The sequence below is a fragment of the uncultured Coprobacter sp. genome (genome assembly GCF_947855755.1).
Classification (GTDB): domain Bacteria; phylum Bacteroidota; class Bacteroidia; order Bacteroidales; family Coprobacteraceae; genus Coprobacter.
In genome coordinates, this window is sequence record NZ_CANUAR010000016.1 from 1 (window position 1) to 14011 (window position 14011).

The following is a 14011-nucleotide window of genomic DNA, read 5'->3' on the forward strand; positions in this document are numbered from 1 at the left end:
GGATAATAAAAGGGCGGCTTAACAAAAAAAGAAGGTATCCTTTTCAGACACCTTCATTTTGGCTTATTCTGCTCTAATAATGAATCTAATAGAGAATCAATAAAAAAATCGGGCAAATCTTTGGAGTGTTTATCTCGTTTTAATAATTGGGGTTGAAACCAAAATTGTCCGAGTATGTCTTTCTCTTTTCTGGTTTTCTTTTCGTTGAAGAAGTCCAATGCTTCCCGGCTTATATAATAAATTAAGTTAGATGAAAAAGACGAATCACCTTTGTAAACTTTGTAATATTCATCTGTATATTCTACCGTATATGCTAAATTAGACATAAACGAAGGATCTCCTTTATAAATTTTGTATCCTTCGTTTGTATATACTAATGCATAAATGAGATTTGAAGAAAAATCTGTATCTCCTTTATAAATTCTGTAACCTTTATTATCTGCTTCTACTGCATAAATTAAATTTGAAGAGAAAGCAGAACTACCTTTAAATATTTTGTAATTTTTGTCGGAAAACTCAATTGTATAAACCAAATTTGAAGAGAAAGCCGGATTCCCTTTATAGATTTTATACTCGTTATCGGAGCTTTCGATTGTATATCCCGGGTAATGAAAAATAAGTTCTCTTCTTTTCCCGATTTCAGAACAGAATGTATAACCAATTGTACAAATACTAAAAACAAAGGAGATGATCAGTTTTTTCATAAAGTTTATTTTTAGCAGGCTTTAAAGCTCATGTCTAATCCTTTAACAGAATGAGTTAATGCTCCTACTGATATGAAATCTACACCGCATTTTGCATAATCCCGGATTGTTTCGAAAGTAATTCCTCCGGATGATTCTGTTTCGTATTTCCCACCGATTCGCTCTACAGCTTTACGAGTAAGTTCCGGAGTAAAGTTGTCTAACATGATACGATCAATACCGCCGATACGCATAACTTCTTCAAGTTCGTCCATGTTGCGAACTTCAATTTCTATTTTTAGATCTTTTCCTTTTTCTTTCAGGTAATCTTTTGCACGAGTTATTGCTTTTTCTATACCTCCGGCAAAATCGATATGGTTGTCTTTAAGTAAAATCATGTCGAAGAGTCCGATTCTGTGGTTTACTCCACCTCCGATTTTTACAGCCGCTTTTTCGATCATGCGTAGTCCCGGAGTCGTTTTGCGAGTGTCCAATATGCGAGTATGAAGTCCTTCCAACCGCTTTACATATTTATTTGTAATGGTTGCTATTCCACTCATTCGTTGCATTACATTCAACATCAAACGTTCGGTTTGTAACAGCGATCTGATTTTTCCCTCTACTGTAAAAGCTATGTCTCCCGGTTTAACAGGCGTTCCGTCTTTGATAAAAACTTCCATTTTTAAATTAGGATCGAAGTCTTTAAAGATACGTTGAGCCATTTCTACACCAGCCAAAATTCCTTCCTCTTTAATAAGCAATTTAGATTTACCTGTTGCATTTTCAGGAATACAGCACAATGTTGTATGATCTCCATCGCCTATATCTTCGGCGAATGCCAATTTTATTAAATCATCAATTAATTTGTCCATTAGAAATTTTCTATTCTTAGTTGGTTTATAATATATTTTTTATCTGTTATTTTCATTAAGATATGTACTCTGAATTCATGATTTTTAGAAGAAAGTTTTCCTATCATGTATCCTGAATTGTTTTGTTCGCTTTGGTGAATTGTTTTAAAGTCCATCGGTTTGTTATTAGAAAAAAATACCGATAGTTTTTCTTTAGCTTTTGGGCGAGATAATTGTTGTTTTATGCCAGGTATGATTAGAAAAATTTTATTTTCCATATATTTTTCGAGGAGTTGTGCATCTCCGGTTTTGAAAGCTGTAGGAATGTCATTCGGTATATTTTGGGCTATAATAGTTCCGGTTATGATTAGACCGAAAATCAATAGTGTAATTACTTTTAGTTTCATAACATTACTGTTTTGTGTGTTATCGATCCTTAGAACATTCTGAACTTTCTATAAAATTTTGTTACCTTTGTTCTCCGAAAAAAGGAAAATATCCGAACCGATTCTGTTACTTAAATGCAAATGTAAATAAAAAGCGGGAATATCATATCTATAAGATGAAAATACTCCTTTTAGTTGTTGGAAAAACTACTGAATCTTATTTTTCAGAGGCGATTAAAGAATATAGTGAGCGATTAAAGCACTATGTTTCTTTTGATATGGAAATAATACCGGATTTAAAAAATACGAAAAATTTGAGCTTTGACCAACAGAAAGAGAAAGAGGCCGATCATATTCTTAAATTTTTACAATCGGGAGATTATTTGGTTTTATTGGACGAACGAGGTAATGAATATTCTTCTGTGCAGTTTGCTGCTTATATTGAACGGAAAACACATGTAGTTCCTAAAAGACTTGTTTTTGTTGTAGGTGGGCCATACGGTTTTTCCTCTCGTGTGTATAAGGCTGCTAATGAGAAAATATCACTTTCAAAAATGACTTTCTCGCATCAGATGATCCGGATGATATTTGTAGAACAACTTTATCGGGCTATGACTATATTGAATAATGAACCTTATCATCATGAATAGATTTATTTGTTTTAGAATTACGTTAATTGTATTGTTTATCGTTGTTTTCACCAATCGTATTTACGCTGTAGAGTTTGATAGCGGGATGATGTTTGGCATCACTGTACAAAAGCAATTTACAAAACGGTTTGGTGCGCAAGTGCAACAAAATTTGTGGATAAATCAGAATTTTACTCGTTATGAACGTTACATGCCTATTGTCGGTTTGCATTATTCTATATGGAAAAATTATCTAAAAGCTAATGTATATTATTACTATCTGAACCAGCAGTCCGAAACAGGATCTCGAGTACATCGGCAACGTTATCAATTGGGATTGAGTGGAGGATATGCGTTTGCTCATTTATCGGTGTCTCTTTTGTCACGTTTCGAATCTACTTATACCCGAAATGCTTCCCGAAATCCTAATAATAAATGGCGTAATCGGGCACAATTCAATTGCATAATCAGTAAACAATGCAATTGGAAACCTTTTGTTGCAGCAGAAGTATTTAACACTTTAAATCGTTTAGGAGGGAATGCTACTGAACGCGTATGGTATGAAATCGGGGCTGAGTGCAGTTTAGATAAGTCGATGTCTATAGAATTAAAGTTACGTGAAGAACAAATGCTTTTGACTTCTCCTGAGAAGTTAAATACCTTTTTAAGTATAGCTTATAAAGTAAAATTGTGATATTTATCATCTCTTTGTAGTAAAAAATTATTATGAGAATAGATGAGATTCCGGTGAAAAACCGAAAATATTTCCGATGCTGTTTCATAGTAAAGAATTTATAAAAATTGTCCCCGAATAGATGTAGAGAATAAATCAAATTTCTTTCTTTTTATATGTGTTTTTTCAATTTAAGATAGAGTGATTTTCTAAAAAATGATTACATTTGTTCACTATAAGGAGAACTCCGTATTTGTGGAAAAGTATTTTTCAGGGGTATTGAGAAGAAATAATAAATAAAATATAACATCATGAAATTTATTGTATCAAGCACAGCTTTATTATCTCATTTGCAAGCGATCAGCCGAGTGATAAATACAAAGAACTCTATGGCTATTCTTGATAATTTCTTGTTTCGGCTCGAAGGCAACTCATTAACCATGACAGCGTCAGATCAAGAAACTACTATGACTACTACAATAGAAGTCATGGAAGCTGAGGGACAGGGGTTATTTGCCGTTTCAGCAAAAATATTATTAGAGCCGTTAAAAGAATTGCCTGATCAGCCTTTGACATTTGAAATCAATGATGAGAATTTGGAAATATTTTTGTATTTCCAGAATGGTAAGTATAATTTTATTGGTGTGAATGGTGATGAGTACCCTCAAAAATCTCCGTTGAGTGATACGGCAAAAACATTTTCTATCAGTTCGCAAGTACTGTTAAATGGAATTAATCGTACTATATTCGCTACTGCTGATGATGAATTACGTCCGATAATGAACGGTATCTGTATGGATATTCATCCTGAAGATATTGTTTTTGTAGCTTCAGATAGTCATAAGTTGGTTCGCTGTAAGAATGATTCGGTGCAATCGGGAATTCAAGCATCATTTATTCTTCCCAAAAAGCCGGCAAATCTTTTAAAGAATATTTTACCGAAGGAAGCCGGAGATGTGATGGTTTCTTTTGACGATAAGAATGCATGCTTCACATTGTCGAATTTTGTTTTGAATTGCCGCCTTATTGAAGGACGTTATCCTAATTATGCATCGGTAATACCTCAAAACAATCCTAATAGGTTGATTATCGATAGAGCGTTATTTACAAATGTATTGCGCCGTGTATCCGTATTTTCCAATCAGGCGAGTAATTTGGTAAAACTGCAATTAAGCGAAAATCAGATTGTCGTTTCTGCACAAGATATCGATTTTTCTACTTCGGCAGAAGAAAGTATCTCTTGCAGTTATTCGGGAGATTCTATGGGTATCGGTTTTAAATCGGTATATCTTATCGAGATATTGAATAATATCTCCTCTCAGGAAGTCTCCATAGAACTTTCTGATCCTTCACGTGCCGGGCTTATTCTGCCGATTGAAAATCAGCCTAATGAAGATTTACTGATGTTATTGATGCCTATGATGTTGACCGATTTTTAAATAAATAAGAAATTAAATGCAGTTGAATCTTAAAAATCCGATTGTTTTTTTTGATTTGGAAACGACCGGAGTCAATATTGCTACCGATAGAATTGTTGAGATAAGCTATTTGAAAGTATATCCTAACGGAAAAGAAGAATGTAAAACATTGCGGATTAATCCGGGAATCCCAATCCCTCCTGAATCGACAGCAGTTCATGGGATCAGTGATGCTGATGTTGCAGATTGTCCGAAATTTAAAGAAGTCGCTAAGACGATAGCCCGTGAAATTGAGGGGTGTGATTTGGCCGGATATAATTCGAATCGTTTCGATATACCTCTTTTGGTTGAAGAACTGTTGCGTGCAGGGGTTGATATTGATCTTTCAAAACGAAAGATGATCGATGTACAGACTATTTTTCATAAAATGGAGCAACGAACTTTGTCTGCAGCTTATAAATTCTATTGTGATAAAGATTTAAATGATGCTCACACGGCAGAAGCCGATACACGAGCTACTTATGAAGTTTTGAAATCGCAGCTTGACCGTTATGAAAGTTTACCTAACGATGTGGCTGCACTTGCTGAATTTTCAACTCATAATAAGAATGTCGATTTTGCCGGTCGTATAGTATATAATGATAAAGGTGAAGAGGTTTTTAATTTCGGAAAATATAAAGGACGTTCTGTTGCCGAAGTTTTTAAAACAGATATCGGATATTATGGCTGGATGATGCAAGGTGATTTTACATTGAATACTAAAAATGTGATTACTAACATCAAGCTGAGAGCTTTTAATAAATAAAGTTTTAGTCCCGGTATTTTCTTTCTAATAGTTAGAATAAGGAAGATATCCGGGTTTTTTATGTAAGGCTTTTTCTGCTAAAGATTATTTTAGAAGGATGGAAGGGAAAAAAATCATATTGGGTATCACCGGAAGTATTGCAGCGTATAAAGCTGCATATTTGGTGCGTGCATTTATAAAAAAAGGAGCGGAAGTTCAGGTTGTGGTGACTCCGGCGGGAAAAGAGTTTATTACACCGGTTACATTATCGGCATTGACAGGTAAACCGGTAGTAAGTGAATTTTTTACGGCAAATGACGGTACGTGGCATAGCCATGTCGATTTGGGACTATGGGCGGATGCAATGGTCATTGCACCGGCAACGGCGAGTACGATCGGAAAAATGGCAAATGGGATTGCCGACAATATGCTGATAACGACTTATCTTTCGGCAAAAGCACCTGTTTTTATCGCTCCGGCTATGGATCTTGATATGTTTGCTCATCCGTCCACCCAGCATAATCTTGATTTGCTGCGTTCGTACGGTAATTATATAATAGAACCCGGAATTGGAGAGCTGGCAAGTCATCTGGAGGGAAAAGGACGAATGGAAGAACCGGATAAGATTGTCTCGATTATTGAAAACTTTTTTGCTGTTCGGCAAGAGTTAGAAGGGAAAAAAATTATAATAACTGCCGGTCCGACATATGAAAAGATCGATCCTGTACGTTTTATAGGAAACTACTCTTCCGGAAAGATGGGTTTTGCTTTAGCGGAGGAGTGTGCGGCAAGAGGAGCAAATGTTACTTTGATAGCAGGTCCGGTTTCTCTGAAAGCATACCATTCTTCGATCCATAGGATTGATGTTGAATCTGCTCGGGAAATGTATGATGTCGCATTAAGAGAATATCCTGATGCTGATGCTGCGATAATGTGTGCAGCCGTTGCCGATTATGCTCCGGATCATTGCAGCGATATAAAAATAAAGCGTTCGGGAGATGATATGGTTTTACGTTTACAGCCGAATCCGGATATTGCAGCAGCTTTAGGAAGGATAAAGCGTCAGAATCAGGTATTAGCAGGTTTTGCGTTGGAGACCGATAATGGAGAAGAACATGCGCGATTGAAAATGAAGCGGAAGAATTTAGATTTTATTGTACTGAATTCATTGCAGGATGCAGGGGCGGGATTTCGGTGTGATACAAATAAAGTTACGATATTGACTACGGAAGGAAAGAAAATTCCATTTGAGATTAAGCCGAAAAAAGAAGTAGCATCTGATGTTGTATCGATTTTATCTGGATATATGAAATAATAGGAGAACTGGGAATGAAACGAGTATCTTTTTTTATCATCTGTTTTTTACTATTGTCGTCTTTTTTGCCGGCACAAGAATTGAATTGTCGGGTACAAGTCAACAGCGATAAAATACAAGGTACTAATAAGCAGGTTTTTACTACGTTAGAACAAGCTATCTCAGAATATATTAATAACCGAAAATGGAGTAATGCTCAGATATCTAACAATGAGCGCATTGAATGTACTTTTTTGCTTACGGTGAAGGAAGTAGAAGATAACCGATATAAATGCGATTTGCAAGTACAGTCGAGGCGACCGGTTTATAATGCGTCCTATTCGACGGCAATGCTTAATTTCAGAGATACGGAATTTGAATTTAATTATCAAGAGTATGAACCCTTGATATATAATGAAAATACATTAGAGAGTAATCTTACCGCAGTAATAGATTTTTATGTATATATGATTTTGGGGTTAGACTTTGACAGTTTTTCTCCCGAAGGCGGAACGGTATTTTTTCAAAAGGCAGAAAAGATTGTGGCGATGGGGCAATCTTCTATGGAAGCCGGATGGAAAGCTTTTGAGAGTAATCGTAATCGCCATGCTTTAATGACTGCTTTTATCGAACCTCGAACCGCATTGTTCCGACAATTGTGGTATACATATCATCGGAAAGGTTTGGACGAAATGACAGTCAGTGCAGATAAGGGGCGGGCTAAAATAACGGAGGCAATCAACCAATTGAAAGAGGTTCGTTCTGAATCTTCTACTTCAGTGGTATTGCCTATATTCAGCGACAGCAAGTTGGATGAAGTGATTAATATATATTCTAAAGCTCCACAGCAGGAAAAAGAAGATATTTATAAAATCTTGATTGGTATATATCCCACCGAAAACAGTCGTTTGAAAGCAATTCGCGAGGAAAGTCGCTAATAGAATAACTATGATTCGAAAATTGTCTATTCGCAATTATGCACTAATCGATACATTAGATATTGATTTTTATTCCGGTTTTTCAGTTGTTACAGGAGAGACAGGGGCTGGTAAATCAATTATTTTAGGGGCTCTTTCTCTTTTATTGGGACAAAGAGCTGATAGCAAAGCTGTAAAATCCGGAGCGTCAAAAGCGGTTATCGAAGGTTTTTTTGATATTTCGGCTTATTCGTTACGGTCATTTTTTGAATATAATGATTTAGAATATGATCCTGAGAATTGTATTTTAAGACGTGAGATACAGGCTTCAGGGAAATCGAGGGCATTTATCAATGATACACCGGTATCTTTGGTTCAGCTTAAAGAATTGGGAGATCAGTTGGTCGATATTCATTCTCAACATCAAAATTTGCTTTTGGGAGATGGCCGTTTTCAGATGAGAGTAATCGACGTATTGGCTCATAATGGACAGTTACTGAACGATTACCGTAAAGAATATAAAAAATATAAGTTACTTGTTGAGGACCTTGAACGATTAAAGGTGGAGAATGAAAATAACCGACAGGAAGAGGATTATATTCGTTTTCAGTTAGAACAGTTCCAAGAAATTGCTTTAGTTGACGGAGAACAGGAGACTTTGGAGCAGGAGCAGGAGATGCTTACGCATGCAGAAGAAATAAAAAGAGAATTATATGCTTTGTCTGGATATTTCGAATCGGAAGACATTGGCGGCATTTCTCTAATGAAGAATATTCTTTCAGGTGTACGTTCTCTGCGTCGGATTTATCCGGGTGTTGAGCCTCTTCAAAATCGTTTGGAAACACTTTATATAGAGTTTAAGGATATTGCCGAAGATATAGAAACCCGATTAGAGTCTGTTTCCGTAGATCCGGAAAGATTAGCACAGGTGGAGGAGAGGTTAGATACTATTTATCGTTTACAACAAAAGCATCGTGTTCGGAGTGTTGCGGAACTATTGGAAGTTCAACAAAAACTGACGACTAAACTTGAAATGATCGATACTTCTGATGAGGCGATAAGTTTGTTGGAACAAAAGATTGGCGGTCAAAAAGATATTTTATATCGTATGGCAGGTGAATTGTCTCAAAGGCGGGCTGATGAAGCTTTACGTTTTTCTAAGATGTTGGTTTCAGCGGCAATTCCTCTCGGAATGCCGAACCTTCGTTTTGAGGTTTGCCTTAGAATTAAGGATGATTTAGACGAAAATGGGGCAGAACAAGTGCAATTTTTATTTTCTGCTAATAAAAATCAATCTTTACAGCCTGTTGCTGAAGTTGCTTCAGGAGGTGAAATCTCGCGATTGATGTTGTGTATAAAGTCATTGATTGCAGGAGCAGTAGCGCTACCTACTATTATATTCGATGAAGTAGATACCGGTGTGTCTGGAGAAATTGCCGATAAAATGGGCGTTATTATGAAAAATATGGCGTGTTATATGCAAGTAATCAGTATAACGCATTTACCGCAAGTTGCGTCTAAAGGGTCATTTCATTATCGGGTATATAAATCGGATACCGATTCGGATACGGTGACCCGAATAGATTATTTGTCAGAAAACGAGCGAGTTGAGGAAATTGCCCGTATGTTGAGTGGTGTTAAATTGACTGATGCCGCTTTGTCTAATGCTCGTGAATTGTTACGTAAATAAAAAGAATTGAGAAATGGAAAAAAATGAAATGATTTTTGGCATTCGAGCGGTAATCGAGGCCGTCGAGTCTGGAAAGGATATAGATAAGATATTAATTAAAAAAGATTTGCAGAGTGATTTAGCTCAAGAACTTTTTGCTGCTGTCAGAGGACGTAATATAGTAGTGCAAAAAGTTCCGATCGAGAAAATTAACCGGATGAGCCGCAAAAATCATCAAGGTGTTCTTGCTTTTATTGCTGCCGTAGCGTATCAGCGTCTCGATGATATTGTTCCGGGATTGTATGAAGATGGGAAAAATCCTTTTATTATTTTACTTGATGGTGTTACAGATGTTCGTAATTTCGGTGCTATTGCCCGAACTTGTGAATGTGCGGGAGTGAATGCGATAGTAATACCGGAAAGAGGAAGTGTTTCTGTCAATGCCGATGCAGTGAAAACTTCAGCCGGAGCATTACTCCATCTACCGGTTTGTCGTGAATCATCCGTTTTTGAAGCAGTACGATTTTTAAAAAACAGTGGATTTAGAATTATTGCAGCTTCTGAAAAGGCCGTAGTCAATTATACTAATATCGATTATACTGTACCGGTAGCTATTGTAATGGGTGCGGAAGATACAGGCGTTTCTAAAGAAGTGTTGCGGTTATGTGACGATATGGTTGCTCTTCCTCAAATGGGAGTTATAGGTTCGTTAAATGTTTCGGTTGCTGCTGGAGTCATGATGTATGAAGTCGTACGTCAACGAATGAGAGAATTATAAATAGATATTCGTGAAGAAAATAAGCACAGCGCGGCATTCATTTTGAGTGCCGCGCTGTGCTTATTCTTTACTTAGGTAAAGATCCTGTCTTTTTTATATAATAAAATATATGGTGAAAGAGAGGGGTGAGAGTTCTTACTCTCGGCAAGACTATACATTCCCGACCGAATGTTTAGAAGCCTTGCAATCGTAACGGATAGTGTCGGCGTTTTTTGTGTGTTTTAGGTATTTAGAAGGATAACAAGATTGGTAAGAAGGTAACTCATGACCTTCTACTTATATTCCATCTTTGCAAAGGTAGGCTTTTTCTTTAAACTTCCTCCTTGAAAGAGAGAAAAGTTTTATCCAAATGGTTGATTTATATATAATATATGTTAAATTCATAATAAAACGATAGATAAGTGTAAAATATACACACCGATTTGTAATTAAAAATATTGTAAAATAGAGGCTAATCGAGTCCGTATAATTTCAGTTTGTTATATAAAGTTTTTCTGTCTATCCGAAGTAGTCGAGCAGCTTTAGATTTATTATTTCCTGTTTTTTCCAATGCTTCTTTTATCAAAATTTTTTCAGTAGTTTCATTTCGTAATGGCATTGCTGCTTTAGTTTCCGAATGTTCATATATTTCCGGTGGAAGTTCAGATAAAGAGATATAGTTCGTTGATGCAAGTAAAGCTGCTCGTTTTACGATGTTTTTCATCTGGCGTAAATTTCCCGGCCAACTGTATTGTAAAAAAGCGGCAGAACATTCGGGAGTAAATCCTGTCACATGTTTTCCCAATTCTTGATTTGCCTGATCTAAAAATAGATCTGCAAATAAAAGAATATCATCTTGACGTTCTTTCAATGTCGGGATACGCAAAGTAAATTCGTTGATCCTATGATATAGATCTTCTCTGAAGTTTCCCTTGTTAATAGCCTCTTCCAAGTTTTCATTCGTTGCTGTAACCAAACGTATATCGACTGTTATTTCTTGATTGCTACCGATCGGTTTTATTTTTCTTTCTTGTAAAGCCCGCAGAAGTTGTACTTGTACTTCATAACTAAGATTTCCTATTTCATCTAAAAACAGAGTACCGCCTTGTGCAGCTACAAAAGCTCCGGTCTTATCTGTTAAAGCTCCGGTAAAAGAACCTTTGACATGTCCGAAAAATTCAGATGCGGCCAATTCTCGAGGTATAGCTCCACAATCGATCGCAATAAATGGTTTGTTCTTGCGTTTACTGAGTTGATGTATTTCCTGTGCGATATGTTCTTTCCCTGTGCCACTTGCTCCGTTTATAAGAACGGACATATCTGTCGGAGCTACCAGACGGATATATTCGTATAATTGGCGAGCCTGTTCGCTTTTTCCTTCCATAAATCGCGGAGGAGTAGGAGTTTTGATTGAAGATTCATTTTGATGGTTATTGACCGGAGAGAATTCTGTTTTTTGTTGTAACAGTTCATTTATTTTGATTAGTAATGCTTCTGGATTAAAAGGTTTGGCAATATAATCAGATGCTCCTGATTTCATTGCCAGCACCGCCGATTGTATATCCGCATAACTCGTCATTATGATAAAAGGGGGTACGGGAAAATTTTGCTTTTTCAGCCATGCTAATAATGTTATCCCTTCTTGATCCGGTAATCGGAGGTCTGACAATATTAGATTGAACTCTCCTTTGGATAATTGTTTCTGAGCATCAGAGACATTTCCGGTATGAGTTACATCGAAACCTTTGCGAGAAAGCCATGTTTTCAGCATTAGAGCAAATGTTATGTCATCCTCGATAATTAATATTTTCCTTTTATCCATGAAATCTATTAGTAAGTCTGTTACAAAAATAAAGGATTTTAGGAAATTTGTTTTGTTCGATCATACTTTTTTTACCTATATTATATATTGAGAACCTGTCAGGATTTTCCGATAAAGTGATCTGGTCAGATCTTCTTTGATATTTTCTTCCGACCTGTTGTTCTAAATATAACCTCGAACGAATCTCCAGAATATGTCGAATAATGATTACCTTTATCCCCTTAAAAGAAGATTAAGAAGAATGATAAGTTTTTTACAGGTAGAAGGGTTGACCAAGTCTTTTGGAGATTTGGTATTGTTCGAAAATCTCACTTTCGGGATTTTTGAGGGGGATCGTATCGGTTTGATTGCAAAAAATGGAACGGGAAAGACGACGTTATTAAATATCATTACGGGAAAAGAAGATTATGACTCCGGTAATGTCGTTTATCGTAGGGATTTGCGTATCGGTTACTTATCTCAAGATCCTCGTTATCCCGAAGGCATAACTGTTCTCGAAGCCTGTTTCCATAGTGATAGTGAAATTGTAGGTGTTATATCGGCATACGAAGAGGCTTCGATATCGGGAGATTCCGACCGTATAGAGGAATTGGTAGAACAGATGGATCGTCTGAAAGCGTGGGACTATGAACAAAGAGCAAAACAAATTCTTTCGCAACTGAAGATTAATAATTTTGATCAGAAGATAGAACATCTGTCAGGAGGACAGCTGAAAAGAGTAGCCTTGGCAAATGTACTTATTTCAGAACCTCAGTTGTTAATTTTGGATGAACCGACCAATCATCTCGACCTGGAAATGACAGAATGGCTCGAAGAATATTTGAAGCGCAATAACATTACTCTGTTGATGGTTACTCACGACCGTTATTTTTTAGATAGGGTTTGTAGTTCGATTATGGAGATTGATAAACGGACTCTATACTCATATAATGGTAATTATAGTTATTATTTGGAGAAAAGGCAAGAACGTATCGATGCGCAGAATGCTGAGGTTGCCCGTGCGAATAATCTGTTGCGAACCGAACTTGACTGGATGCGTCGTCAACCTCAAGCTCGGGGTTCTAAAGCCAAATATCGTATAGATGCTTTTTATGAACTTGAAAAGAAAGCCAAACAGGAGCGTGATACGGGAAATGTCAAACTCGATGTAAAATCATCTTATATCGGGTCGAAGATATTTGAAGCGAAGCATCTTTCAAAACGATTTGGAGATGTGAAAATCTTGGAAGATTTCAGTTATATCTTTGCCCGTTATGAAAAAATGGGTATTATCGGAAATAACGGAACGGGAAAGTCTTCGTTTATTAAAATGCTAATGGGGCAGTTGCAACCTGATAGTGGAGAAATAGAAATTGGGGAGACTGTGCGTTTCGGTTATTACAGTCAAGACGGGTTGCAATTCGATGAGCAGATGAAAGTAATAGATGCCGTGCGTAATATCGCGGAAGAAATATCATTGGGAGACGGGCGACGCTTATCAGCATCTCAATTTTTGCAATATTTTCTTTTTACGCCCGAAACGCAGTACAACTATATCTATAAATTGAGTGGGGGAGAGAAAAGGAGACTTTATCTCTGTACGGTGTTGATCAACAATCCCAATTTTTTAGTTTTGGACGAGCCTACGAATGATCTTGATATTGTTACCTTGAACATTCTTGAGGAATATCTCAGATCGTTTAAAGGATGCGTTATTGTAGTTTCTCATGATCGCTATTTTATGGATAAGGTTGTCGATCATCTAATGGTTTTTAAGGGTAATGGAGAACTAAAGGATTTTCCCGGAAATTATAGTGATTATAGAGAATGGAAGAACTTGATGGAGGAACAAAAAAAACTGGAACTTTCCGAGAAAAATAAAAAAACGAAGAATGAAACGAAGCAAATCCGTGAAGTAACGACATCAAAGCGTCGTTTATCTTTTAAGGAAAAACGAGAATTCGAGGAACTGGAAATATCGATTTCCCGATTGGAAGAAGAAAAATCGAATCTTGAAATAGAACTTAGTTCCGGGACTCTTTCTAATGATGAATTGTTAGAAAAATCGAAAAGGATTAGTGTGCTTATCGATGAGATCGATGAAAAAACGATGCGTTGGCTTGAGTTGAGTGAGATAGAAAGTTAAGCA

General features: G+C 36.6%; 13 protein-coding genes. 9 read left to right on the top strand and 4 right to left on the bottom strand.

Going from position 1 to position 14011, the window contains the following annotated elements; translation table 11 throughout:
* Positions 1-53: 53 nt before the first annotated feature.
* From Q0093_RS09345 to Q0093_RS09355, 3 genes are read right to left on the bottom strand one after another with little or no spacing between them, the layout of a single operon-like run.
* Positions 54-704, bottom strand: coding sequence for a hypothetical protein (locus Q0093_RS09345; RefSeq protein ID WP_297929877.1), 651 nt, complete (start codon positions 702-704; stop codon positions 54-56).
* 11 nt (positions 705-715) lie between these two features.
* Positions 716-1555, bottom strand: a complete 840-nt coding sequence (nadC, locus tag Q0093_RS09350; protein WP_294177802.1) for a carboxylating nicotinate-nucleotide diphosphorylase — start codon at positions 1553-1555, stop codon at positions 716-718.
* On the bottom strand, positions 1555-1941 hold the full coding sequence (locus Q0093_RS09355; RefSeq protein WP_297929880.1) for a DUF4783 domain-containing protein: 387 nt from the start codon (positions 1939-1941) through the stop codon (positions 1555-1557). The genes nadC and Q0093_RS09355 overlap by 1 nt, the downstream gene beginning before the upstream one ends.
* 155 nt (positions 1942-2096) lie before the next feature.
* Between Q0093_RS09355 and rlmH the strand changes: the two genes are divergently transcribed.
* The 8 genes from rlmH (at position 2097) to rlmB (ending at position 10082) form a co-directional block, all read left to right on the top strand.
* A complete protein-coding gene (rlmH, locus tag Q0093_RS09360) occupies positions 2097-2570 on the top strand; it encodes a 23S rRNA (pseudouridine(1915)-N(3))-methyltransferase RlmH (protein ID WP_297929881.1) in 474 nt (157 codons plus the stop codon).
* Positions 2563-3243 carry a DUF2490 domain-containing protein gene (locus tag Q0093_RS09365; RefSeq protein WP_297304982.1) on the top strand — a complete coding sequence of 227 codons (681 nt, stop codon included), beginning with the start codon at positions 2563-2565 and terminating at the stop codon, positions 3241-3243. The genes rlmH and Q0093_RS09365 overlap by 8 nt, the downstream gene beginning before the upstream one ends.
* A 290-nt stretch (positions 3244-3533) precedes the next feature.
* Complete coding sequence (gene dnaN / locus Q0093_RS09370) at positions 3534-4661, top strand: DNA polymerase III subunit beta (RefSeq protein ID WP_297304984.1); 1128 nt, start codon at positions 3534-3536, stop codon at positions 4659-4661.
* 16 nt (positions 4662-4677) lie between these two features.
* A complete protein-coding gene (locus Q0093_RS09375) occupies positions 4678-5445 on the top strand; it encodes a 3'-5' exonuclease (RefSeq protein WP_294177797.1) in 768 nt (255 codons plus the stop codon).
* A gap of 97 nt (positions 5446-5542) precedes the next feature.
* The gene (gene coaBC, locus Q0093_RS09380; RefSeq protein WP_297929884.1) at positions 5543-6739 is read left to right on the top strand and encodes a bifunctional phosphopantothenoylcysteine decarboxylase/phosphopantothenate--cysteine ligase CoaBC; all 1197 of its coding nucleotides are present in this window, start codon (positions 5543-5545) and stop codon (positions 6737-6739) included.
* Between the two features lie 14 nt (positions 6740-6753).
* Complete coding sequence (locus Q0093_RS09385) at positions 6754-7656, top strand: DUF4835 family protein (protein WP_297929885.1); 903 nt, start codon at positions 6754-6756, stop codon at positions 7654-7656.
* Positions 7657-7666: 10 nt separating this feature from the next.
* Complete coding sequence (gene recN / locus Q0093_RS09390) at positions 7667-9325, top strand: DNA repair protein RecN (protein ID WP_297929887.1); 1659 nt, start codon at positions 7667-7669, stop codon at positions 9323-9325.
* 13 nt (positions 9326-9338) lie between these two features.
* Complete coding sequence (gene rlmB / locus Q0093_RS09395) at positions 9339-10082, top strand: 23S rRNA (guanosine(2251)-2'-O)-methyltransferase RlmB (RefSeq protein ID WP_294177793.1); 744 nt, start codon at positions 9339-9341, stop codon at positions 10080-10082.
* Positions 10083-10533: 451 nt separating this feature from the next.
* Here the strand turns inward: rlmB and Q0093_RS09400 are convergent, their stop codons facing one another.
* Positions 10534-11883 (bottom strand): sigma-54 dependent transcriptional regulator, encoded by a 1350-nt coding sequence (locus tag Q0093_RS09400; protein WP_297929889.1) that lies wholly within the window; start codon positions 11881-11883, stop codon positions 10534-10536.
* Between the two features lie 241 nt (positions 11884-12124).
* Here Q0093_RS09400 and Q0093_RS09405 point away from each other — a divergent pair, with 241 nt between their 5' ends.
* Complete coding sequence (locus Q0093_RS09405; protein ID WP_297929891.1) at positions 12125-14008, top strand: ABC-F family ATP-binding cassette domain-containing protein; 1884 nt, start codon at positions 12125-12127, stop codon at positions 14006-14008.
* The last annotated feature ends 3 nt before the right edge of the window (positions 14009-14011 follow it).

Bases quoted from the DNA above. Each gene is read 5' to 3' on its own strand.
- Q0093_RS09385 (WP_297929885.1), top strand. From the start codon at position 6,754: ATGAAACGAGTATCTTTTTTTATCATCTGTTTTTTACTATTGTCGTCT.
- Q0093_RS09400 (WP_297929889.1), bottom strand. From the start codon at position 11,883: ATGGATAAAAGGAAAATATTAATTATCGAGGATGACATAACATTTGCT.
- coaBC (WP_297929884.1), top strand. From the start codon at position 5,543: ATGGAAGGGAAAAAAATCATATTGGGTATCACCGGAAGTATTGCAGCG.
- Q0093_RS09375 (WP_294177797.1), top strand. From the start codon at position 4,678: ATGCAGTTGAATCTTAAAAATCCGATTGTTTTTTTTGATTTGGAAACG.
- Q0093_RS09405 (WP_297929891.1), top strand. From the start codon at position 12,125: ATGATAAGTTTTTTACAGGTAGAAGGGTTGACCAAGTCTTTTGGAGAT.
- Q0093_RS09345 (WP_297929877.1), bottom strand. From the start codon at position 704: ATGAAAAAACTGATCATCTCCTTTGTTTTTAGTATTTGTACAATTGGT.
- rlmH (WP_297929881.1), top strand. From the start codon at position 2,097: ATGAAAATACTCCTTTTAGTTGTTGGAAAAACTACTGAATCTTATTTT.
- dnaN (WP_297304984.1), top strand. From the start codon at position 3,534: ATGAAATTTATTGTATCAAGCACAGCTTTATTATCTCATTTGCAAGCG.
- recN (WP_297929887.1), top strand. From the start codon at position 7,667: ATGATTCGAAAATTGTCTATTCGCAATTATGCACTAATCGATACATTA.
- rlmB (WP_294177793.1), top strand. From the start codon at position 9,339: ATGGAAAAAAATGAAATGATTTTTGGCATTCGAGCGGTAATCGAGGCC.
- nadC (WP_294177802.1), bottom strand. From the start codon at position 1,555: ATGGACAAATTAATTGATGATTTAATAAAATTGGCATTCGCCGAAGAT.
- Q0093_RS09365 (WP_297304982.1), top strand. From the start codon at position 2,563: ATGAATAGATTTATTTGTTTTAGAATTACGTTAATTGTATTGTTTATC.
- Q0093_RS09355 (WP_297929880.1), bottom strand. From the start codon at position 1,941: ATGAAACTAAAAGTAATTACACTATTGATTTTCGGTCTAATCATAACC.